Source organism: Terracoccus sp. 273MFTsu3.1 (genome assembly GCF_000383675.1).
Lineage (GTDB): Bacteria > Actinomycetota > Actinomycetes > Actinomycetales > Dermatophilaceae > Terrabacter.
Genome location: NZ_KB911821.1, coordinates 867,382 through 888,508, shown reverse-complemented (window position 1 = coordinate 888,508; position 21,127 = coordinate 867,382). Strand labels below are relative to the sequence as shown.

General features: G+C 73.5%; 19 protein-coding genes. 7 read left to right on the top strand and 12 right to left on the bottom strand.

Going from position 1 to position 21,127, the window contains the following annotated elements; all coding sequences use genetic code 11:
• The first annotated feature begins 1 nt into the window (after position 1).
• Positions 2 to 208 carry a hypothetical protein gene (locus tag H283_RS0109815; RefSeq protein WP_020143346.1) on the top strand — a complete coding sequence of 69 codons (207 nt, stop codon included), beginning with the start codon at positions 2 to 4 and terminating at the stop codon, positions 206 to 208.
• 131 nt (positions 209 to 339) lie between these two features.
• Entirely contained in the window at positions 340 to 1,350 is a 1,011-nt protein-coding gene (locus H283_RS0109810; RefSeq protein ID WP_020143345.1) for a lysylphosphatidylglycerol synthase domain-containing protein, read from the top strand.
• Here H283_RS0109810 and H283_RS0109805 read toward each other — a convergent pair.
• Positions 1,325 to 3,130: an SLC13 family permease gene (locus H283_RS0109805; protein ID WP_020143344.1), complete on the bottom strand. Its 1,806-nt coding sequence runs from the start codon at positions 3,128 to 3,130 to the stop codon at positions 1,325 to 1,327. The genes H283_RS0109810 and H283_RS0109805 overlap by 26 nt on opposite strands.
• A 118-nt stretch (positions 3,131 to 3,248) precedes the next feature.
• On the opposite strand from H283_RS0109805, the gene H283_RS0109800 reads away from it, so the two are divergent.
• The 4 genes from H283_RS0109800 (at position 3,249) to H283_RS0109785 (ending at position 9,076) form a co-directional block, all read left to right on the top strand.
• Positions 3,249 to 4,766 carry a leucyl aminopeptidase gene (locus H283_RS0109800; RefSeq protein ID WP_231372254.1) on the top strand — a complete coding sequence of 506 codons (1,518 nt, stop codon included), beginning with the start codon at positions 3,249 to 3,251 and terminating at the stop codon, positions 4,764 to 4,766.
• Positions 4,763 to 6,457, top strand: a complete 1,695-nt coding sequence (locus H283_RS0109795) for an AbgT family transporter (RefSeq protein ID WP_020143342.1) — start codon at positions 4,763 to 4,765, stop codon at positions 6,455 to 6,457. The genes H283_RS0109800 and H283_RS0109795 overlap by 4 nt, the downstream gene beginning before the upstream one ends.
• Before the next feature lie 129 nt (positions 6,458 to 6,586).
• Positions 6,587 to 7,591, top strand: a complete 1,005-nt coding sequence (gene glsA / locus H283_RS0109790) for a glutaminase A (RefSeq protein WP_231372253.1) — start codon at positions 6,587 to 6,589, stop codon at positions 7,589 to 7,591.
• A 51-nt stretch (positions 7,592 to 7,642) separates the two neighbouring features.
• Positions 7,643 to 9,076 carry a carboxylesterase/lipase family protein gene (locus tag H283_RS0109785; RefSeq protein ID WP_020143340.1) on the top strand — a complete coding sequence of 478 codons (1,434 nt, stop codon included), beginning with the start codon at positions 7,643 to 7,645 and terminating at the stop codon, positions 9,074 to 9,076.
• A gap of 15 nt (positions 9,077 to 9,091) precedes the next feature.
• Here the strand turns inward: H283_RS0109785 and H283_RS26590 are convergent, their stop codons facing one another.
• The 7 genes from H283_RS26590 to H283_RS28100 all read right to left on the bottom strand — a co-directional run bounded on the left by H283_RS26590 (position 9,092) and on the right by H283_RS28100 (position 16,055).
• Complete coding sequence (locus H283_RS26590; protein WP_156023078.1) at positions 9,092 to 9,640, bottom strand: copper chaperone PCu(A)C; 549 nt, start codon at positions 9,638 to 9,640, stop codon at positions 9,092 to 9,094.
• 117 nt (positions 9,641 to 9,757) lie between these two features.
• Complete coding sequence (locus H283_RS0109775; RefSeq protein WP_020143338.1) at positions 9,758 to 11,365, bottom strand: LCP family protein; 1,608 nt, start codon at positions 11,363 to 11,365, stop codon at positions 9,758 to 9,760.
• 149 nt (positions 11,366 to 11,514) lie between these two features.
• Complete coding sequence (locus tag H283_RS28385) at positions 11,515 to 11,853, bottom strand: ANTAR domain-containing protein (RefSeq protein WP_020143337.1); 339 nt, start codon at positions 11,851 to 11,853, stop codon at positions 11,515 to 11,517.
• Positions 11,854 to 12,193: 340 nt separating this feature from the next.
• Positions 12,194 to 12,937, bottom strand: coding sequence for a response regulator transcription factor (locus H283_RS0109765; protein WP_020143336.1), 744 nt, complete (start codon positions 12,935 to 12,937; stop codon positions 12,194 to 12,196).
• Positions 12,913 to 14,688 (bottom strand): GAF domain-containing protein, encoded by a 1,776-nt coding sequence (locus H283_RS24625; protein WP_196805943.1) that lies wholly within the window; start codon positions 14,686 to 14,688, stop codon positions 12,913 to 12,915. The genes H283_RS0109765 and H283_RS24625 overlap by 25 nt, the downstream gene beginning before the upstream one ends.
• Before the next feature lie 223 nt (positions 14,689 to 14,911).
• A complete protein-coding gene (locus H283_RS24620; RefSeq protein ID WP_020143334.1) occupies positions 14,912 to 15,415 on the bottom strand; it encodes a pyridoxamine 5'-phosphate oxidase family protein in 504 nt (167 codons plus the stop codon).
• A 1-nt stretch (position 15,416) separates the two neighbouring features.
• Positions 15,417 to 16,055, bottom strand: a complete 639-nt coding sequence (locus tag H283_RS28100) for a hypothetical protein (RefSeq protein ID WP_020143333.1) — start codon at positions 16,053 to 16,055, stop codon at positions 15,417 to 15,419.
• Positions 16,056 to 16,235: 180 nt separating this feature from the next.
• Between H283_RS28100 and H283_RS28095 the strand changes: the two genes are divergently transcribed.
• On the top strand, positions 16,236 to 16,763 hold the full coding sequence (locus H283_RS28095) for a universal stress protein (RefSeq protein ID WP_020143332.1): 528 nt from the start codon (positions 16,236 to 16,238) through the stop codon (positions 16,761 to 16,763).
• 3 nt (positions 16,764 to 16,766) lie between these two features.
• Here H283_RS28095 and H283_RS28625 read toward each other — a convergent pair whose 3' ends face one another.
• The 4 genes from H283_RS28625 to H283_RS24610 are packed head-to-tail and all read right to left on the bottom strand — an operon-like array spanning position 16,767 to position 20,957.
• Positions 16,767 to 17,621 carry a glycosyltransferase family 2 protein gene (locus tag H283_RS28625; protein ID WP_304412599.1) on the bottom strand — a complete coding sequence of 285 codons (855 nt, stop codon included), beginning with the start codon at positions 17,619 to 17,621 and terminating at the stop codon, positions 16,767 to 16,769.
• Between the two features lie 59 nt (positions 17,622 to 17,680).
• Positions 17,681 to 18,799: a glycosyltransferase gene (locus tag H283_RS24615; RefSeq protein WP_020143330.1), complete on the bottom strand. Its 1,119-nt coding sequence runs from the start codon at positions 18,797 to 18,799 to the stop codon at positions 17,681 to 17,683.
• Entirely contained in the window at positions 18,796 to 19,878 is a 1,083-nt protein-coding gene (locus H283_RS0109730; protein ID WP_020143329.1) for a glycosyltransferase, read from the bottom strand. The genes H283_RS24615 and H283_RS0109730 overlap by 4 nt, the downstream gene beginning before the upstream one ends.
• Positions 19,866 to 20,957 (bottom strand): glycosyltransferase, encoded by a 1,092-nt coding sequence (locus H283_RS24610; protein ID WP_020143328.1) that lies wholly within the window; start codon positions 20,955 to 20,957, stop codon positions 19,866 to 19,868. Before H283_RS24610 ends, H283_RS0109730 begins: the two co-directional genes overlap by 13 nt.
• Between the last annotated feature and the right edge of the window lie 170 nt (positions 20,958 to 21,127).

Here is a 21,127-nt window from a genome sequence, read left to right as displayed (position 1 = left end):
CGTGCGCTACGAGTTCATCCTGGCCGAGCAGATCCCCGAGGTCGCGCGCGCGGCCTTCCCGGAGCTCGACGAGTCGACCGTCCCGGTCGGCGCGCTGGGCTCGGTCATGTACGGCGACGTCGTCGACGCACCGCACCTGCACGGCATCCTCGACCGCTTCCAGGACCTCGGCTTCACGCTCCTCGAGCTGCGGCGCCTCCCGGACTAGCGTCGGTGGCCCAGGAGTCCGTGGGGGACTCTGCGGTTGGTCCCCCTGAGCCATGGCGGTCCGAGCAGCCGCACCCGAAGGAGCCGCCGTCGCGAGCCGAGGGACGGCGACGGTCGACGCGACGGCGGGGGTTGCTCGTCGGTGCCCTGCGCATCGGCCTGACGCTCGTCGCGCTGTGGTGGTTCTCCCGCGTCGTGCGCCGGGTCAACTGGTCGGCCGTGTGGGACGCCGTCACCAGCCTCGCTCCGGCCCAGGTCGTGGCCCTGTTGGGCGTGGTCGCGCTGCGCCAGTGCCTCAATGCCGGGCCGCTCGCCGTCTTCGTGCCCTCCCTCGGACTGCGCCGGGCCGTGTCGAACGACCTGTCGGCGAACCTCGTCGCGACGGTCGCACCCCCGCCGGGCGACGTCGTGCTGCGCATCGCGATGCTCCGGTCGTGGGGGATCCCCCCGTCCGAGGGCATCGCGGGCATCACGCTCAACACCCTGACCTACTACGTGGCGCGCTTCGGCGCGCCGGTCCTGGGGCTGGGACTGGCGGCGGTCGCGGGACAGGCCGAGCCGGCATACGTCTGGACCGCTGTCTCGAGCGGGGCGGTCAGCCTCGTCGTCGTCGTGGGGCTCGTCATCGCGTCGCGCGGCGAGCGGCCCGCCGCGCGTGCCGCCGGGTGGGTCGGCCGCCAGCTGCGGCGCGTCACCCCGCGGGTCGACCCCGCGGCGTGGTCGACCCGCGCCACGGAGTTCGTCCGGCAGGCCGGCGACGTCCTGCGCCGCGGTTGGGGCCGGGCCATGGCCTGCCAGGTCGGGCTGGTCCTCAGCGAGGCGCTGCTGCTCGTGCTGTCGCTCCGGTTCGCGGGCGTGCCGGCGATCGCCGCGCCCACCGTCACCATCGTCGTGGCGCTGCTCGTCAGCTACCCCCTCACGGCCCTGCCCTTCGGCGGCGTCGGGGTGCTCGACGCGGCCGTCATCGCCGTCCTCGGCCTGGAGCAGGGCCCGTTCGAGGCGCGGGCCGTCGCGGGCCTCGTCGTCTTCCGGGTCTGCTGGATGCTCGTCCCGCTCGCGCTCGGTGCCGTGACGGTCGCGTGGTGGCGACGCGGCCACGCCGCCGAGTCTGCGGCCGTCAGAAGCGCCACACGAGAGGGATGACGACGACGGCGACGACGAGCCAGAGGAGCAGGACCGGCAGCCCGAGGCGCCAGTAGTCGCCGAAGCGGTAGCCCCCCGGCCCCATGATCATCATGTTGCCCGGCGTGGCGATGGGCGTGAGCAGCGACGCGGCTCCGGCGACCGCGACGAGCATGAGCACCGGCAGCACCGAGACGCCGGTCTCCTGCGCCGCGGCCACCGCGATCGGCACGATGATCAGGACCGTGGCGGTGTTGCTGACGACCTGGCCGAGGACCGCGGTGAGGGCGAAGAGCGCGACGAGCAGCACGTAGGGCCGTCCCTCGCCGACGACGTCGATGAGCCCCCTGGCCACGAGGTCGGCGGCGCCGCTCGTCTCGATCGCGGTCGACAGCGGGATGAGGCCGCCGATGAGCACGACGGTCTGCCACGAGACGGCTCGGTAGGCCTGGTTGACGCTGATGACCCGCGTCAGCACCATCGCGGTCGCGGCAGCGAGGCCTGCGATCGCCGGGGGCACGACTCCGAGCGCGAGCAGGAGGACCATGACGAGGAGGACGACGATCGCCCGACCCGACCGCGGACCGAGCGGAACTGCTTGCCGCCGAACGAGATCCGGGGAGTCGACGAGCAGCACGTCACGGTCGTGCACGAGCTCCTCGATCGACGTCCACGTGCCGTGGAGCAGGAGACTGTCCCCGGCCGCCAGCTCGTGCGGCGTCGGACCCAGGTCCTTCCCGAGCCGGCGGATCCCGAGCACGACGAGGTCGCTGCCGCGCACCTGGCCGGGGAAGGACGTCTCACCGACGAGGGGAGAGCGTGGCGGCACGACGACCTCCGCCACGCCGACCTCGCGGTTCATGATGCCGGCCGACTCGACCGTGATCGGTCGCATCGCGACGGCGAGGCGCAGCTCGGGCACGAGGCGGCTCACGGCCTCGCTCGCCCCGCTGACGACGACGACGTCGTCGTCACCGACCGGGGTCGCCCCCGTCACGGCGTGACCGCCGGCACTCTGCACGCCGATCAGCGTCACCCCCGGGTATGCCGTGAGGTCGAGTCTCGACGCGGGGACCCCGACGACGGGCGACCCCGGGCGCACCCGGAGGCGGTAGAAGCCGTCGTGGAGCTCGTAGTAGGCGGCGAGCCGGCTCGCGTGCCGACCGAGGTCGCGGACCGGCTGGGAGGAGGACCGGTGGGGCAGCACCCGTGGCCCGAGCAGGACCCCGAGGGTCACCGTGCCGATGACGAGGGGGAGGCCGACGACGGCGAAGTCGAAGAAGCCGAAGGGCTCGACACCGGCGTCGACGGCAGCGTTGGAGACGATGACGTTGACCGGGCTACCCGTCAGCGCGAGGAGGGATCCGGCGCTCCCGGCGAAGGCCATCGGCATGAGCATGAGCGAGGGCGACCGCCGGATCCGGGTGGCGAGGACGAGAACCATGGGCAGGAGGGCGGCCACCGAGCCGTTGAGGGTGATGACGGCGGTCAGGACCGCACACAGGCCGAGCACGGCGACCATGACGCGCACCGGTCCGTCACCGACGACGTCGATGAGGCGCTGGCCGGCCCACGTCGTCACGCCGGCCGAGTCGATGGCCTCGCTGACGACGAAGAGGGAAGCGATGAAGACGACGACGGGGTCGCCGAAGCCCGACAGGGCCGTGTCCGCGTCGACGAGTCCCGTCGCGTACAGCGCGAGGCAGGTGATGACGGCCACCCCGCCCACGGGCAGCCGGTTCCAGATGAAGAGGACGACGGTCACCGCGAGGACCACCAGGCTCGTCGTCGCGGGGCTCATAGCCCCATCGTCGGGGCCCGGGGGCCGTCGTGCGGTCACCCACGACGGGTGAATCGGGCGCAGGGCGGCGCGGCCATGCTCGGAAGGACCAAGACCTACGTCTCCGGAAGGAGTCGGCGTGAGCACTCCTGCCATGCGCTCTCTGGATCCCATCCCGTCCACGCGGTCGTCCGCCACGGTCGACGTCGTCACCCAGCTGCCCGGGGCCGACGAGGTCACGGCGGTCGCCGTGCCGGTGGCCGAGGGAGGCGAGCCGCCGCCCGACCTCGGTCAGGACGCGGCCGCCCTGGCCGCCGTGGGCTTCACCGGCAAGCGCGGGCAGACGATCGTGATCCCGAGTGGCGGCCGTGCCCTCGTGGCCGTCGGGATCGGGGCGGCCGACGACGTGGACGAGGCCGCGGTGCGCGACCTCGCGGCGACGTTCGCGCGGGCCGTGCCCCAGCACACTCGCCTCGCGATCGAGCTGCCCGCCCGGGAGATCGGTCTGTCACCGGGCGCCTTCGCCCGCGCCGTCACCGAGGGAGTCCTCCTGGCCCGATGGCGCTTCCGGATCAGCGAGACCGAGGACGAACCGGTCCTCGAGCGGCTCGTCGTCGTCGTGGAGTCGGAGCACTCGGAGGCCGCGGTCGAGGGCGTCCGCCGGGGTGAGGTGCTCGCCCGAGCGGCAGCCCTCGGCCGCGATCTCGCGAACTGTCCTGCCGCGGCGCTCACCGCGACCCGGATGGGCCAGGTCGCCCAGGAGGTCGGGCCGCCCGCCGGTCTCGAGGTCGACGTCGTCGGCCCCGATGAGCTCGTCGAGATGGGGTGCGGCGGGCTGCTCGGGGTCAACCTCGGCAGCGTCGAGGAGCCCCGCATGGTCCGCCTGCACTACGTGCCCGAGGGGACGTCGCGCGGACACCTCGCCCTCGTGGGCAAGGGGATCATGTACGACTCCGGGGGGATCAGCATCAAGCCGAGCGACGAGTCGCACGCGCAGATGAAGAACGACATGACGGGCGCCGCCACGGTGCTCGCGGCGATGACGGCGCTGCGTGACCTCGGCTGCCAGACCGAGGTGACCGGCTACCTCATGTGCACCGACAACATGCCTTCGGGCTCTGCGCTCAAGCTCGGCGACGTGCTCCGGATGCGCAACGGCAAGACCGTCGAGGTCAAGAACACCGACGCGGAGGGCCGCCTGGTCATGGCCGACGCGCTCGCCCTCGCCGTCGAGCTCGACGTCGACGCCATCGTCGACATCGCCACCCTGACCGGTGCGTGCCTCCGGGCCCTCGGCGTCGACATCGCCGGGGTCATGGGCAACTCCGATGCCCTCGTCGACCAGGTCCGGGCGGCCGGCGACGCCGTCGACGAGCCGGTCTGGCCACTGCCGCTGCACCGCCGCTACCGCTCGCAGCTCGACTCGCCGATCGCCGACATGACCAACCTCGGCGGGCCGAACGCCGGGCAGATCACGGCGGCCCTCTTCCTCGAGGAGTTCGTCGGCGACAAACCGTGGGCCCACATCGACATCGCCGGCACGGCACAGCTGCCGGAGGCGCGCGGCTGGCGCAACAAGGGCGCCACCGGGTTCGGGAGCCGGCTGCTCATCGAGCTGGCCTGTGCGTTCGAGAGGCCGGCCGAGGGGGACGCGTGAGCACCACGGCGAACACACCGGAGTCACGCGCCGACGAGGAGGCGACCGAAGCCGGCACGTCCGGCGGGACCCAGCGCTTCCTCGACGCGATCGAGCGCCTCGGCAACAAGGTGCCGCACCCGGCGCTCATCTTCCTCGGGCTCATCATCGCCGTCATCGTGCTGTCGCACGTGCTCTACCTCACCGGCGCCAGCGTCACGACCGACGTGGCCGAGCCCGGCTCGGTCCCCGCGGTCCCGGACTACGAGGGCGGCACCTCGCTGCCGGGCTACCCGCACCCGCCCACCGGTGCGGTCCCGGACTACGAGATCGAACGAGAGACGATCACGGCCAACAGCCTGCTGACGGGCGACGGCATCCGTTTCATCTTCACGACGGCCGTGCAGAACTTCAACGACTTCGGCGTCGTGGCCGTCATCCTCGTCGCCATGATCGGCGTCGGGGTCGCAGAGGAGGCCGGACTCATCGCCGCCCTCATCCGCAAGATGGTCAAGGTCGCCCCGCGGGGCGCGATCACCTTCATCATCGTGCTCCTCGGCGGCATCTCGAGCGTCGCCTCCGACGCCGGCTACCTCGTACTGATCCCGCTCGGTGCCGCGGCGTTCGTGTCGCTCGGGCGCCATCCCCTGGCCGGGATCGCGGCGGCCTACGCAGGGGTCAGCGCCGCCTTCTTCGTCAACGTCCTCATCACCCCCGCCGACGGCATCATCACCGAGGTGACCAACGAGACCATCGGACTGGTCGCGCCGAACGTCGAGCTCAACGTCACCCAGAACTTCTTCTTCAGCACGGCGTCACTCCTCTTCTGCGCCGTCGTCATGACGTGGGTCACCGAGCGCGTCCTCGAGCCACGACTCGGCCGGTGGAACCGCGCGGAGGCCCCCGACGACGTGCCGCCCGAGACGGTGCCGACCGACGAGGACCTCGCGCTCGAGTCCAAGGGCCTGCGGATGTCACTCATCTGGACCCTCGTCGCCGTTGCCGGGGTCACCCTGCTCACGGCGCTGCCGAACGCCCCGCTGCGCAACCCTGAGACCGGCGAGATCTTCGGGTCCTCGCCCTTCATGAGCAGCCTGCTCTTCATCATCTCGATGCTCTTCCTCGCGGCGGGACTCGGCTACGGCCGTGGGGCACAGACGCTCACGGGCAGCACGAACGTCATCAACGCGATCGTCAAGACCTTCAACGGCCTCGGCGGGCTGATCTTCCTCATGCTGCTCATCGCCCAGTTCATCGCGTACTTCAACTACTCGAACATGAGCAGGCTCGCGGCGACCGGGCTGGCCGACATCCTCGAGAGCGCCAACATCGGGGCGCTCGCGCTCCTCGTCGGCTTCATCCTGCTCGTGGCCGTCATCGACCTGATCATGCCGGGCGTCATCCCCAAGTGGGCGATCCTCGCGCCGATCTTCATCCCGCTCTTCTACCGGCTGGGCATCGCGCCGCAGACGGTCATCGCGGCCTACCGCGTTGGAGACGGGCCCATGAACGTCATCACCCCGCTCATGGTCTACCTCCCGTTCATCGTGCTCGTGTGCCAGCGCTACCAGAAGAAGGCGGGTCTCGGCACCGTCGTGTCGATGATGATCCCGTACACGGCCATCGTGCTCGTCACGTGGATCCTCTTCTTCGTCGCGTGGTACCTCATCGGGATCCCCTGGGGCCCCGGCGCTCCCGTCCACCTCAACTGAGCCGTCGGCAGCCGGTGACGTGACGTGGACGTGCGGGCCGACGGGGACGGGGATGACAGGGGCAGCGACAGCGACCCCGGCTCCGTCGGCGATCCCCGGTCGGTGCCGCCCGACGGCCCGGTCACGCGGGTGTCGACGGGTCACCTGCCCGACGACACCACGGTCGGGGAGCTCCTGCACGCGGCATACGACCGGCACCGCCACGTCGAGGACGGGACGGTGGCGACGTACATCCCCCAGCTCGCCCGGGCCGACCCCGCCTGGTGCGCAGCGTCGGTCGTCTCGGTCGCGGGGCGCGCCTTCGAGGTCGGCGACGTCGGGGTGCGCTTCTCGGTCCAGAGCGTCTCGAAGCCGTTCGTGCTGGCACTCGTCGTCGAGGCGCTCGGGGCCGACCGGTCACGAGAGCTGTTGGGCGCCAACGCGACCGGGCTTCCCTTCAACTCGGTCATGGCCGTCGAGGTGCACGACCACCGCACGATGAACCCGATGGTCAACGCCGGAGCGATCGCCGCGACGAGCCTCGTGCCCGAGGTGGCCGGGCTAGGCCACCACGACACCGGGGTCGAGGCGGCCTGGGGTGTCGTCGTCGACGGGCTGTCGGCCTTCGCCGGCCGGCGCCTGGTCGTCGACGAGGACGTCTACGCCGGGGAGTCGGCCACCAACCTTCGCAACCGCGGGATCGCCCACCTGCTGCACAGCTACGGGCGGGTGCACTGCGACCCCGACGACGCGACCGACCTCTACACCCGGCAGTGCTCGCTGTCCGTCGACGTGCACGACCTCGCCGTGATGGCCGCGACGCTCGCCGACGGTGGCGTCAACCCGATGACGGGGGAGCGGGTCGTCTCGGACGCGACGTGCGCTCGCGTCCTGGCCGTCATGGCGACGGCGGGCCTCTACGAGCTGTCGGGCGACTGGCTCTGGGAGGTCGGGCTCCCGGGCAAGAGCGGCGTCAGCGGCGCCGTCGTGACGGTCGCGCCCGGCAAGGGTGGCCTCGCCGCCTGGTCGCCGCCGCTCGACGAGGCCGGCAACAGCGTGCGGGGGCAGCTCATCACGCGTTCGCTGAGCCGGGCCCTGGGACTCAACGTCTTCGCGTCCGCACCCGATCCGCACACCGCCCCGCCGGGGGGATGACGCCCGTCAAAGCACTGGCACCGTGGCCGGGGGCGCGGCGACAATCGTCGGGTGGACATCGACGTCGAGGTCACGGGTGGCGTCGTCCGCGGCGCCACCGAGGGCGGCCTCGCCGTCTTCCGCGGCATCCCGTACGCGGCGCCGCCCGCGCCCTTCGCCGCCCCCGAACCGGTGCAGCCCTGGGCGGGCACCCGCCCGGCCCGGGCGTTCGGTCCGCCGCCGCCACAGTCGGCGGCCTTCGGGATGGACGCCCTGACCGACGAGGGCGACGACTGGCTGACCGTCAACGTCTGGTCGCCGGGGCTCGGGAGCCGGTCACCCGTCATGGTCTGGATCCAGGGAGGCGCCTACCTCTTCGGCACGTCCGGCCTGCCCGAGTACGACGGGAGCACGCTCGCGCAGGGCGGGGTCGTCGTCGTGACGTTCAACTACCGGGTCGGCCTGGAGGGTTTCGGCTGGGTCGACGGCACGCCGGCGAACCGCGGCCTGCTGGACCAGGTCGATGCGCTCGAGTGGGTGCGCGACAACATCGGCGCCTTCGGGGGCGACCCCGAGCGGGTCACGGTCTTCGGCCAGTCCGCGGGTGGCGGTTCGGTGGCCGCGCTGCTCGCCATGCCCCGCGCCGCAGGGCTCTTCCAGCGGGCCGTCGCGCAGAGCCTGCCCGGCACGTTCTTCACCCCCCGGTTGGCCGCCGACATCACGCGGGCCTGCGCGGCCGAGCTGGGTCTCGACCCCGCTGAGCTGCCTGCTGCCGACCGCCGGAGGCTGCCCGCCGCCGCCGACGCCGTGGCGGCGACGATGGAGCTCCACGCGGACCGCTGGGGGCGCGCGGCGCACGCCCACGTCCCCCTGGCACCGGTCGTCGACGGTGACGTGCTCCCGACGACGCCGTGGCTCGGGCTGACCGGGCGCGTCGCGCTGATGGTCGGCCACACCCGCCACGAGCAGCGGCTGCTCACGGCGCTGAGCGGGCAGCTGGGCGCGATCACGGAGGCACAGGCCGCCGAGGCGGCCGAGACCTTCGGCCCCGACCCGGCGCGCTACTGCGAGAGCTTCCCCGACCCCGAGGAGCTCTACGACGTGGTGCGCTCGGACTGGCTCTTCCGTATGCCGTCCCTGCACCTCGCGGAGGCCCAGCTGGCCGCAGGCGGCCGGGTCCACCTCTACGAGCTGACCTGGCCGGCGCCCGGCATGGGCGGGGTCCTCGGTGCCTGTCACGGCCTCGACGTGCCGCTCGTGTTCGGCACCCTCACGGTCGGTCAGCCGGCGCTGCTCATCGGCGACCCCACGGCCGAGGCCGAGGCGGTGTCGGAGCAGATGCGGAGCGCGTGGACGGCCTTCGCCACGACGGGCGACCCCGGGTGGCCCTCGTACGACACCGGAGCGACTCGACTGTTCGACGCCGAGCCGGAGGTCACGAGCTATCCCGAGCAGGTCTCCCGCCGGATCTGGAGCGAGCCTCCGCAGGTGCTCGACCTGGCCTGAACAGCGAGGCTCCCGTCAGCTCGTCGCGGGCGCGACGGGGGAGACCGGTGAGACGGTCGGAAGGCCGAAGCCGTCGACGAAGACGTTGACCGTCACGCTGCCCGCCTTCTCGAAACGGAAGGAGACCGGCAGGAGACGTCCAGCCCGTACGTCGAGCTTGAGGTCGACCATCTCGAGGTGCAGGCCGCCCGGGTACTGCAAAGACACGACGCCGTTGCCCGGGACGTCGACCTGCACGGGGGCCTCGGCTCCGTCGGTGCCCTGGCGCATGATGACCTGACGCGCGTAGACCGAGCTGACGCCCACGAGCCGGTCGGCGGCGTCGCCGTCGTTGGCGAGCGTCGTGAAGAGGCCGGTGTTGGACCCCCCGAGCAGCTTGCGGTCCTCGGGTGCGTCGATGCGGGTCGCGAGGAGCCGGATGCGGCCCACCTCGGCGTTGACGCTCGTGCCGCGCGCCGGGTTGGTGATGCGCGCCTGCACGGGGTCCGGCTGCGAGGTGCACGCGGCGAGCGGGACGGCGCTGACCGACAGGAGCGCGGCGACGACGATCGGGCTGGTCCTCATGCACGTCACGCTAGGCGGCGACCACGTCGGGCGATTCCCCCGTCGAGGGTGATCCTCAGGCGACGGAGGTGCTCGCCCGCGAGGGACGACCGGGAGCGGCGGGCTCCTGCTCGCCCCTCAGCACTGCGCGTACGGCGTCGTCGTCGGGCTCGGCGTCGCGGGGGTGCGCGGCGTCCGGGTCACCGTGGGGGTGCCGCCCGCCGAGCCGGCCGTCGTGGACGTCGGCGTCGGCGTCTTCGCCGGCTTCGGCGCGGCGATCCCCTTCCTGACGAGGGCGCGGATCCTCGCGTAGTCGGGGTCCCACGGCTTGATGCCGTCGTCGAGGGTCAGCGTCACGCTGTTGACCCTGGCCTTCTGCACCCGCTCGACGAGGTCGACGAACGCCGGCAGGCTCCGGGCGGGGATGTCGGTGTAGATGTTGTCGCGCGCGATGCGGGCCAGCTGGGGGTACCGGCCCACCATCTCGGCCGGGTTCACCTGCTCGACGATCGCCTGGACCACGCACCGCTGCCGGGCCTGCCGGAACGTGTCGCTGTCGGCGGCACGCGAGCGGGCGTACCAGAGCGAGTGCCACCCGTCGAGGTGCTGGCGCCCGGGTGTGAACCACGCCTTGACGCCGACGATGCGCTGGTCGGCCGTCACGCGCCCACCGATCGGCAGCGGGCCACCCGTGCCGGCGTTCTTGACATTGATGTCGAGGCCGCCCATGGCGTCGATGAGCAGCGAGAAGCCCTTGAGGTCGATGACGACGACGTGGTCGATGGTCAGCCCGACGATCTGCTGGACGGTGCCGCGGATCTCCTCCCGACCCGGCACGACGCCCTTGGGGTACGCGCCCGGGTGGTCGACGGCATACGCCTCCGCCTCGCTGTAGAGGTTGGTGAGCATGCACTGGCCGGTCGCGCCGGGCTCGTTCTGGGCGCAGGACCGCTCGGGTGAGCCGAAGCGGCCGGACGGGTAGCGGGCGAGGAGGGGGCTGCCGGGGGCGAGCGGCGCCTTGAGCAGGTTGCGGGGCATCGAGATGAGCGTCGTGCGCCCGGAGTGCGTGTCGATGCTCGCGACGATCATCGAGTCCGTCCGGGTGCCGATTCGGTCGGAGCCCGCGTCGGAGCCGAGCAGCAGGAGATTGACGCGGGCCTGCTCGGCCCACGGGTCGTCGCCCTCGACGACCTTCGCGCCCACACCCGGTCGCGACGGCGGCGCGGAGAAGACGACCTCGACGGTGTCCTGGGTGATGAGGGCGTAGTTCGCGGCGGTGATGGCCCCGCCGCCCACGACGAGCACCATGAGCGTCGTGAAGGCGGCGAGCAGGAAGGTGCGGCCGCGGTCGAGCGTGCCCGGTCGTGCCTGGACGGCGGTCAGGACGATCGACGCGCACCAGACGAGGCCCCAGACCGCGATGACGACGACGGCGCCGCGGAGCCATTCGGGGCGGGCGACGACCGCGAGCGCGGCACTCGTGACGCCCTGGCTCAGCAGGGCGTAGGCCCCGCCGGCGGCCGCGACGAGGGTGATGCCGAGGATGACCCAGCCGACCCATCGGCTGCGGGTCTGGGTCAGTCCGGCGCCGGGCAGGACGGTGCCGAGGGCGGTGAGTCCGAGTGCGCGGCGCAAGCCGGTCCCGGGCTCACGGCGCGCCTGGCTGCGACCCGGCTCACCGGGCCCACTCGGCTCTCCCGGCTCTCCCGGCTCTCCCGGTCCGTGCGCGGCGCCGTCCGGCTGCATCCTGCTCCTTCCGGCCTGGCCCCGTGCGCAGGTCACCGAGCGCCATCATCTCTCTCGGGGGCGCCGAGCAGAAGCACCTCGGCGAGAGGCACTCCGGAGGGAGGGCGGACGACGTGCCGGGAGACCGGCGCGGCCGGCAATCCCTCCGGTCACGACCGGTCGATGCGCCCCGTCTCGACGACCTCGAGCGCCAGCACGTGCAGCTTGACGTTGCGCTCCATGCTGGCCCGCCGCAGCTGGTCGAACGCCTGCTCCCGGGTCACCCGGCGCAACGCCATGAGGATGCCGATGGCGGCGCCGATGTCACGGCTGTGGGCGAGGGCGGTCTCGAGCTGAAGGGCGCGCGACTCGGCGGCGTCGAGGCGCTCGAGCGCCTCGAGGAGATAGGTCTCGACCGGGGTCAGCTGCTCGTCGGCGTCGTCGGACGACCCGAAGACCGTGTCGACCCCGGCTCGGGGCGAGGTGCCCGCCACGACGTGTGGCTCCATGCGAAAACTCCTACTGCTACCCCGTCGCCGGCCTTTGCTCGACCGCGATTGGCGCCCTTCAAGCCTAGGGGACAGGTCCGACAGATGGTGCCGAGCGGGTCGGCTGTCCGCTTCGTCCGGCACGGCGCGGCGCACGGCGGCGACTGACGCGGCCCTCGCTGGGTACTCGTCACCCGGCGGCATCGTCGCTCTTCAACCAGGCAGGGGCGGCGGTGACGTCGCAGGACGGACGGCTCCGGACAGGCAGCGAGACGGCACCCGCTCGGGGGATCGGGTGCCGCCTCACCCACACCATCGCGGCCGGCGTGCATCCGTTACAGCCTCCGGCACCCGTATGCCGTCACGGACGGTCGTGGTGCTCCGCGGGCTCCGCGCCGTGCTGGGCGCCGTAGACCGCGGCCTGGGTGCGGCGCTCGAAGCCGAGCTTGGCGAGCAGACCGGACACGTAGTTCTTGACGGTCTTCTCGGCGAGGTGCAGGCGTTCGCCGATCTGGCGGTTGGTCAGTCCCTCGGCGATGAGGGTGAGGATCTCCTGCTCCCGGTCGGTCAGGGTCTCGGTGTTCGAGCCCGGTCGCGCCGACCCGACCCGTCCCGACGCGGGGTGACGAGCACGGTCAGCGGTGTCGGCGTCCTGGGGGCGGCGGATCCGCTCGAGCAGGCGCTCGACGAGGGCCGGGTCGATGAGGGAGTGGCCCGCGGCGACGTGCGCCACCGCCTCGGTGAGGGACGTGCCACGGATCTGCTTGAGCAGGTAGCCCGAGGCCCCGGCCATGACCGCGGCGAAGAGGGCGTCGTCGTCGTCGTAGGAGGTGAGGATGAGACAGCGCGTGCCGGGGCTGCTCACCTGGACGTCGCGGCACACGTCGATGCCGCTCCCGTCGGGCAGCCGCGCGTCGAGCAGTGCCACCTGCGGGGCGAGCGTCGGGATCCGTCGCAGGGCCTCGGCGGCGGTGCCGGCCTCCCCGACGACCCGGAAGCCGTCGTGCGACTCGAGCAGGTCGACGAGGCCCCGACGGACGATCTCGTGGTCGTCGAGCAGGAACACCGTGACCGGCGTCGTCACGGGGTCAGCAGGGCGGTCCATCTCAGCACCGTCTCCCTCTCGTCGGTCGTCAGCGTGCAGTCCCCGCCACGGTCGCGGGCGCGCTTCGTGAGGTTGGCGAGCCCGCGGTGCCGTCGCTCGGGCTGCCGGGTGGTCCGTCCGGCGGCGGCGTCGGTGGCGTCGCGGTCACCCGGTGTCCCCGTGACGTCGCGGCGCGTTCCGTCAGGCCCCACGCCCCGCGGGGCCGGGCCGTCATCAATCACCTCGACCGTGACGGCCTCGGCCGTGACGGCGACGCGGACGGAGACGGCCGAGCACCGAGCGTGCTTGACGACGTTGGTCAGCGCCTCGCGGAGGACGGCTGTGACGTCGTGCAGCAGCACGGGGTCGATGACCGTCGCGACCGGCCCCTCGAGCGTCAGGGCCGGCTCGACGCCGAGACCCGTGGTCGCGGCTGCGACCACCTCGAGGAGCACGGCGCGGGCGTCGAGGGACGACGGGGGTTCCTGCAGCTCGAAGATCGAGGCCCGGATCTGTCGGATCGTCTCGTCGAGGTCCTCGACCGCCCGACCCAGGGCGCTCCGGACCGTCGTGTCGTCGGTCCGCTCGGTCACCGCCTCGAGCGACAAGGCCGTGGCGAAGATGCGCTGGATGACGTGGTCGTGCAGGTCGCGGGCGATGCGGTGCCGGTCCTCGAGCACCGCGATGCGCTCCTCGTCGGCGCGGCCGTCCGCGAGCTCGAGCGCGAGCGCGGCGTGGGTCGCGAGCTGCTCGGCCATCTCGACGTCGGTGGGGGTGAACGGGCGGCTCCCGGCCCGTCGGGCGACGACGACGGCGCCGCGCACCCCGGCCTCACCGACGAGCGGACAGGCCATGGCCGGACCGCCGGGCCCCGCCTCGGCGACCGAGGCGAGGGTCGCGTCGGCGGGCCCGGACGCTTCGGCGAGGACCACCCGACGCTCGCGCATCGCCGTGCCGGCCAGCGAGGGACCGGAGCGGTATGCCGTGCCGACGAGGCCGTCGGCACCCACCCCGCGCGCGACCCCGACGACGAGGCGGACGGCATACGCCAGCGGTTCGTCGGCGTCGGTGAGGACGGCGTCGGTCTCGCGGTCGGGGAAGTCGAGGGTGACGACGTCGGCGTCCGCGAGACGCAGCACCGCGTCGGCGATGCGGACGAGGACCTGCTCGCCGAGGCCGGGTCGGAGCAGGTCGCGGCTGATCTCGGCCGACGCCCGCAGCCACTCCTGGCGTCGTCGCGACTCCTCGTAGAGACGGGCGTTCTCGATGGCCACGCCGGCGCTCGCGGCAAGGGCCACGACGAGGTCCTCGTCGTCGGACGAGAAGTCCGAGCCGTCGACGCGCTCGGCCAGGTAGAGGTTGCCGAAGACCTCGCCGCGGGAGCGCACCGGCACCCCGAGGAAGCCGTGCATCGGCGGGTGACCGGCCGGGAAGCCGACGGACCGCGGGTCGTCGGAGATGGCGTGCAGGCGGATCGGCTCCGGCTCCTCGATGAGCGCTCCGAGCACGCCGCGCCCCGTGGGCAGGTGGCCGATCAGCTCGACCACCTCGGCGTCCATGCCCGAGTGGACGAACTGCTCGAGCCGGCCGTCGATCCCGATGACCCCGAGCGCGGCGTAGCGGGCGCCGGCGACGGTGCGTGCTGCCTCGACGATGCGCCGCAGCACGGCCGGGAGCGCGAGCTCCGAGACGACGGAGCGGTTGGCCGCGAGCAGGCCGCGCAGCCGGTCCTCCGCCGAGCCCGCCGAGCCCACCGAGCCCACCGAGCCCACCGAGCCCACCGTGCCTGCCGAGCCCGTCGCGCCTGCCGAGCCGCGAGATGCGGGTGCGCCGGTCGGGCGGGGCGCCGGCACACGCTCGACCATCAGCGTGTCGTCCGCGCAGGACAGGCGTCCGCCCGCACCCGTCGTCCGGTCGCGCGCGTCGCCGTCATCACCCAAGGCTAGGCCCGCGCGGCCGCGCCGGTGGCTCGATGCCGCAGGACGGGCAGGGCCGTCAGCGGGCACCGCGTCGCGCGGCGGGTGGCACGCGCTGCGACCCGAAGGAACGGCCGGTGATCCGCTCGACGCTGATCCCGATGAAGACGTTGCGCACGCCACCAGCCCACGGCTCTGCACCCTCGACGGTCCACAGGTGCGTGAGCAGCGCCGGTGAGGCGACGGCCTGGGCGCGACCACGGGCGATGACGCTCCAGCCCGTGTGTGCCACGTCGTCGAGGTCGTCGACCTCGAAGACCACCTGGGTCGGCCGCACGAGCTCCGAGAGCACGCCGAAGGGCGAGGTCCGGAAGACGATGAGGTCGGCCGCGCAGGCATAGCTGACGGGGAAGATCTGCGGGCCGTGGCCGGCATTCCACCCGATGCGTCCGACGTTGCGGGACTCGAGCAGGGCCTGGGACTCGGCCGGGGTCAGGTCGGCGTAGTTGATCCGTCGGCTCGAGCGCTGCCCGCGGTCCGCGTGGTCGGGGCTCTGGCCGGTTGGCCGGTCGGTCGTCGTCATCTCAGGACCTCCGTGTCGGCCCGGCCGAGGCCAGGCGCTGGGGATGGTGGGCGCGGCCGGAGTCGCGTCCCACGGGCCGTCCGAGCTCCACGGCGCTGACCGGACGAGGCTCGGGCGTCACGGCGCGGAGCATCGCACGGCACCGGTCGAGCTCGGCCCGCACCCGGGCCAGCTCGGTGCGCACCTCGAGGAAGTGCACGAGGTGGTCGCCGACGCTGCGCGCCCACGCGTCGACGGCGCGCCAGTCCGCGCACCACGTCATCGGGATGGTGGACCGGCCGTCCTCCGGTCCCGCCTCGCCCCCGCCAGCAGGTGGCTCCGTGGGCCGGACGGGGACCGGCGGCCGGGCGCTCCAGTGACTGACGTGCAGGTGGTCGACGGCGACGACGAGGTCGAAGCCCTCCGTCGAGGTGACCGCGACGCACGGGCGGCACGTGACGCGGTGCCCCGCGTGCGAGAGCTCGTCGGCGATCGACGCGGCGATGGCCTCGTCGATCCCCGCGGTCGTCGCCGCGAACGATGGGGTCGGGGCCGGCGCGCCCGTGGCCCCTGCGGCCGGGAGCACGCCCGTGACGTTCGGCTCGGGCAGCGCCTCCGGCGGGGGCGGTGGGGTCGAGTAGGTGATGAGGACGGTGCACATGGCGCGCTCCCTGGTCGGCGGCGCCGGGCGTGGCGCTGCATCGATGGTGCGCGCCGGTGGGCGAGTGACGACACGGCCAAAGGTCGCCACGTGCCGGGACCAAGGTCCCGGATCGGACAGGACCGATGGATCTGTCGGCGGGCCGGGTCGCGGCGGAGGCTGGACCCAGAGGTGAGCACCATGGACGAGACGAGACGGCGCGACCCGGGTCCTGCGCGCTCCGGCGAGGCACGTGCGGCGACACGGCCTGCCGAGGCGTGGGGGGCCGACGCGGCTCGGCAGAGGGGCAGGATCATCGTGGGCGTGGACGGCTCGAAGCAGAGCCGGACCGCGCTGCGCTGGGCCTGTGCCGATGCCCGCGCCACGGGGTCGACGGTCGTCGCGGTCGCGGTCTGGCACCTCTACCCCCTGGCGCCGCCCGAGCGTGTCGGTACGTCGCCGTGGTGGTTCACGGCCGACCCCGAGGAGGCCACCCGGGCCTTCCTCGGGGAGGTCGTGGACGAGGTGGCCGACGACTTCCCGGACGTCGTCGTCGAGCAGAAGGTGCTCTCGGGACATGCTGCCGAGCAGCTGATCAGCCTGTCCGCGGTCGCGGACCTCGTCGTCCTCGGGGCGACCGGCAGCGGTGGCTTCGCCGGTATGTCGCTCGGCTCGACGAGCCGGGCCGTCGTCGAGCACGCCCTGAGCACCGTGGTCCTCGCCCGCTGACGGTCAGTCCGGCACGTCTCCCGTGACCCGCCACGTGCCGTCGGGTTCGCGCCGGGTGAGCCCCCGCGTGGCGAACGCGTCGAGCCACCCCTCCATCGGCCACCAGCCCCACCGGCGGGCGAACCGGTTCGCGTTGTCGACGACGTCCTGCACGTGCTGGACGGGCGGTGAGCTCGTCGGGTGGTGCTGGTGGTGTGCGGCAGCACCTCCGACCCAGAGCAGGCGCCCGCCGCAGGCGCCGAGGCGCTGGCCGAAGTCGGTGTCCTCGCCGCCGTAGCCGACGTACGCCTCGTCGAAGCCTCCGACGGCGTCCCACGAGCGCACGGTCAGCGCGAAGGACAGCGACCAGAAGAGCCGCAGGTCCTCGGCGGGACGCACCTCGTCCGGCGCCAGCACCGGCCGGGCGGGGTGCGGCGCCGCGAGGGCAGCGAGATCGAGGTCCCGGTAGTCGCGTCCCGTCGGCGCCGGCGGTAGGTAGGCCACCTCGCCGGAGAGGACGAGCGGTGCGCCGCCCGGCTCGGGACTGCGGCGGTGCTCGTCGACCAGCACGGCCGCATACCGCTCGACGAGCCGCGGCGACGGGATGCAGTCGACGTCGAGGAGCACGACCTGCTCGGCGCCGGCGCCGGCAGCGACGGCGACCCCGAGGTTGCGCGCCGCGGCCAGGGGCAGCCTGCCCTCGCGTCGCGGCAGGCTGGCGACCCGCACGTCCCACGGCCCCGCCTGCGACCGGGCGAGCGGCTCGACGTCCGGGTCGTCCATCGCGACGACCACCTGCAGGTCGGGCTGCCGGCTCTGGCGACGCAGGCCCCACAGCTGGCGGGCGAGGTGCGTGTGGCGCCCGTGCACGATCGTCACCACGGCCACCCGGGGCGCGCTGCACGTGGTCGCCCGGACTGCCGGCGAGTCGGCGGGGGTCACGACGCCGTGCGGATGTCGTCGCCGGTGCGGTGGAGGCGGTGGAGGCGGTCGTGGCGGGCGGCGAGCTCGTCCAGCCTCGCTGCCGCGGAGGCCGCCCCGTTGCCGGTGGACCACCGGCGCCAGCCCTCCCCGCCACGGTCGAGAGCCTGCTCGAGCAGCCCGGGCCACGCCGTGGCGAGCGGCCAGGCGGGGACGCCGACCGCGGCCCCGAGCCGGTCGACGGCGGCGGCCGTCGCCACCTGCTCGTCGAAGGGCCGCGGCTGGGCCACGACGATGGCGGGACGTCGCGCCGCCGCGACCTCGGCGACGGCGTTCTGGCCGCCGTGCGTGACGACGACGTCGGCGGACTCGAGGTCGGCCCACAGGTCGGGCGACGGCGAGTCGGGTCCGCGCTCGACCCACTCCCAGCCCGGCGTCGCGGCCCGCGCCGCGGCCACCTCGACGGCGGACGTCGACCGACCGCCGCCGCCCCAGAGGACGAGGACCCGTCGCGACGAGGCCTCCTCGGGCTCCGGCCCGGCTTCGGGTCCGTCCGCCAACGCCTCGATGCCGCCCGCGGACGAGCCGAGGGACGTGCGTCGACGCGCCGGGACCCGGTCGTCGAATCGCGAGATCCCCCCGACCGCCCACAGCTTGTCGCGCCACGACGCGGGCCAGCCGGTCGCATGGGCTGCCTCGGGCCACGGGGCGAGCAGGGCATCGGCCAGATCGTAGGCGAGGACGTGGGGCCGGTCGGTGCGCTCTCCGGGCATCGCCAGCACGACCACGGGTACCCCGCACAGCCGGACGAGCGTCGCGACCTCCACCGACACGTCGACGACGACGAGCGAGGGCCGTGTCCGCGTGACCCACTCGGTCAGCGCCGCGGCACGGCGGGCCAGTCCGGCGTCGTGCCGCGGGACCCAGTGCAGCACGTCACCCGCCGTGGGGTCGGCGCGGGCGACCTCGTCGGCAGGCATCCGGTCGTCGCGGTCGAGCTGCAGCCACTCGGACGCCCATCCGTCGGGGGCCGGCAGGGAGCTGATGCCCGTGACCGGTGTCCCGAGGTGCTCGGCGACGGCCTGCAGGCGGGTCAGGTGGCCGAGCCCCTGGTGGTGGACGTACCAGCCGATCATGCGGCACCCGACATCGCGCTGAGGGACTCGTAGATCCCGAGGTAGCTCTCGACCATGCGGTCCACCGAGCAGGCGACGACGGCATGGGCGCGGCACGCGGCGCGGTCGAGGTCGACGGCTGCGGCCACGGCGTCGGCAGCAGCCGCGTCGTCGCAGTCGCGGGGGAGCAGCACCCCGACCCCGGGCACGACGAACTCGCGCAGGCCACCACGGTCGAGGGCCACGACCGGCGTGCCGCACGCGAGAGACTCCGCGGCGACGAGGCCGTACGGCTCGTCCCACTCCGGCGTCACGAGCATGGCGGCGCTCGCCCCGACGAGGGCGACGAGGCCGTCGGTACCGAGGTGGCCGACGTACTCGACGTCGTCCCCGAGCTCGCCCGCTACGTGCTGGGTGAAGTAGTCCGCGTCGCCGACGGGGCCCGCCAGGCGAAGCCGTCGGCCTGCCGCGCGCGCCATGGCGATGGCTCGGTGCGGCGCCTTCTCCGGCACGAGCCGTCCCACCCAGACGAGGTCGTCGCCGCCGGGTCCTTCGACCCACCGGTCGACGTCGACGCCGTTGTGCACGACGTGCGCGGGCGTGACATGCGCCCACGACCGCGCGGTGTGCTCGCTCACGGCGACGAAATGGCTGTGCCGCATGGGGTTTCGTGACCGGGAGCCGATCTCGATCGCGGGCTCGAGCCACGGGGTCGGCGGAGTGTGCAGGGTCGTGAGCACGGGTGACGGCAGCGAGTCGGCCATCGCGACGGGCAGGTGGTGGAGGCTGTTGTTGTGCACGACCGCGACATCCGGACGTCGCTGGAGCGCCAGCATGACCTGCAGGTACGCGTGGTGCTCGCGCAGCCAGGCCTCCGGCACCATCGACGTGTCGCTCCGGGCGGTGTGGCTCAGGCGCAGGGGCTCGACGTCGAGCGCGGTCGCCCCCAGCGTCGGGTCGCTCCCCGGGCCGGCGAAGAAGGACACGTCGACACCGCGTCGCCTCAGCCCCCGCACGAGGTGCCACGTCAGCGACTCCAGGCCACCGGCGAACGGCTCCGCGATGGGGTGCCTCGCGGCAGCGAGGATCACGACGCGCATGCGACACCCCGCTCCGCAGCCGCGGCCAGCACGGCGGCATACACCTGCTCGTGGGCGCGCGAGACGTCATGGCGCTCGCGCCTGCGCTCCTCCGGCTCGGCCCGCCACGAGGGGCGCTCGTGGTACGCGCTCAGGAGGGCGTCCCGGAGCGTCGGGGCCGCGGCCGCCAGGGATCCCGGCGCGCCGTAGAGGAGGCACGGACGCTGGTCGGCGTAGTGGCCGCAGTCCGGGGCGACGACCGTCGTCCCGAGGTCGTGACACGCCTCGAGCCACCCCGAGTGCGTGCCGAAGCGGTAGGGCAGCACCGACACGTCGAGGGACTGGAGGTAGTCCCACAGGTCGTCGTCGCTGAAGTAGTCGTGCACGTGCAGGTCGACGCCGTCGGTCGCTGCGAGCTCCCGGAGCCGGGGCTCGAGGTCGGTCGCGTGCCGAGGGCCGCCCGGCGTCATGACGTCGGTGTGGGCGTCGACGCGCAGCCGGGCGCCGGGCATCTCGGGCAGCGTGGCGACGATGCCCTCGATGACGGGCAGGGGGTCCATGCCCGCGCGCAGGCTCTTGGCGTGGACCCCGATGACGAAGCCACGGTGCGGCGCCCGGGGCCGGGACAGGCGCGGCTCCTCGACGACGTGCGGGTGCGGCACGACGAGCGCCTCACGTCCCCACCGCTCGGCGATCTCCGCCGCGGCGCCGGGAGTGAGCGTGATGAGGGCGTCCGCCGCCTCGACGAGGACCCCGAGCTGTGCGTCGTGCAGCTCGCGCTCGTGGTGGTGCGGGTTGCGCAGGTCGTGCACGGTCAGCACGAGGGGCTTTCCGTGGCGGCGCAGGCTCGAGGCGACCCGGGTGAGGTCGTCGGGTGACACGGCGTCGAAGCCGAAGTGCACGTGCATGACGTCGAAGTCGGCGGCGTGGGCGTCGACCCAGCCGGGCTCGAGCATCCGCGGCGGCCACCACTGGGCGTCGGGCACGTCGGCGCGGGGACGGGGGTCGGGCAGCCGCGTCACCGTCGTGTCGCCGTCAGGAGGAGCGAGGTGACGGACGTAGACGTGGCCTGCGGGGACGGATGCGATGACGGGGCTCAAACCGGTTTGCCTCTCGGTGCACGCCGCCCGACGCACCGATGGAGGGGGCGCCGGCGCGGGTTCGGGGGGCCGCTGGGCTGGAGCCTCCACGCAGGCCCATACCCGAGTGGCGGCCCGGCCACACGGATCCGGCGGATCGTGCGCGGTATGGGGTGGTTTCGCCCGACCCG

Excerpts from the sequence above, each read along its gene's own strand:
- H283_RS0109805 (WP_020143344.1), bottom strand. The coding sequence starts at position 3,130 with ATGAGCCCCGCGACGACGAGCCTGGTGGTCCTCGCGGTGACCGTCGTC.
- H283_RS26590 (WP_156023078.1), bottom strand. The coding sequence starts at position 9,640 with ATGAGGACCAGCCCGATCGTCGTCGCCGCGCTCCTGTCGGTCAGCGCC.
- H283_RS0109775 (WP_020143338.1), bottom strand. The coding sequence starts at position 11,365 with ATGCAGCCGGACGGCGCCGCGCACGGACCGGGAGAGCCGGGAGAGCCG.
- H283_RS28385 (WP_020143337.1), bottom strand. The coding sequence starts at position 11,853 with ATGGAGCCACACGTCGTGGCGGGCACCTCGCCCCGAGCCGGGGTCGAC.
- H283_RS0109765 (WP_020143336.1), bottom strand. The coding sequence starts at position 12,937 with ATGGACCGCCCTGCTGACCCCGTGACGACGCCGGTCACGGTGTTCCTG.
- H283_RS24620 (WP_020143334.1), bottom strand. The coding sequence starts at position 15,415 with ATGACGACGACCGACCGGCCAACCGGCCAGAGCCCCGACCACGCGGAC.
- H283_RS28100 (WP_020143333.1), bottom strand. The coding sequence starts at position 16,055 with ATGTGCACCGTCCTCATCACCTACTCGACCCCACCGCCCCCGCCGGAG.
- H283_RS28095 (WP_020143332.1), top strand. The coding sequence starts at position 16,236 with ATGGACGAGACGAGACGGCGCGACCCGGGTCCTGCGCGCTCCGGCGAG.
- H283_RS24615 (WP_020143330.1), bottom strand. The coding sequence starts at position 18,799 with ATGATCGGCTGGTACGTCCACCACCAGGGGCTCGGCCACCTGACCCGC.
- H283_RS0109730 (WP_020143329.1), bottom strand. The coding sequence starts at position 19,878 with ATGCGCGTCGTGATCCTCGCTGCCGCGAGGCACCCCATCGCGGAGCCG.